Origin of the sequence: Bacillus sp. JJ722, assembly GCF_036963345.1 — a bacterium.
GTDB lineage: Bacteria > Bacillota > Bacilli > Bacillales > DSM-1321 > Bacillus_AD.
Map to the genome: position 1 here is coordinate 1 of NZ_JBALMO010000370.1, position 574 is coordinate 574.

Genomic DNA, 574 nt, shown 5'->3' on the forward strand with positions numbered 1-574 from the left:
GAATTAGTGTTCAGTATTCAACTACCATTTGTAATCAATTATAAAAATTAACAACTTCTATAATATATACCTATATTATACAGATATAAATAAGTAGAATACATCATCTTTTGTACAATAATTGTAAATTATCCAAATATAAGCGAATGTAATACATTCAAAGTAGCTTTCAAGTGGTATTGTGGTGATTTTTGATTTTTGATTTTTGTTCAATGTGGCTGGCCATACTGCAACCGTCAAGGTGAATTTTACACTTTCTGCTAAGTTCCCTTTTACACTTTAGATTGTGCATAGCCCACTTGACATGGAGCCTCTACAGGTATGATAAACAGCCTTGAAGCCTTGGCAATAAAGGAACCATGGCTGTTTCCACAAGGCTATCATACCTGATTCTCCAAATAAAGTGGGCAACAAATGTGGTTAAAAGTGTAAAGTTCATATTAGCGAAAACTGTAAAATTTATTCTGGCGTTTACACATACTTGAATTGAACCATCTTCAATATAAGGATCGATAATAGAAATAGGTAATTCTAATTTTTGCTAAGTTGTTTTTTATGTAAACGACAAATAGAC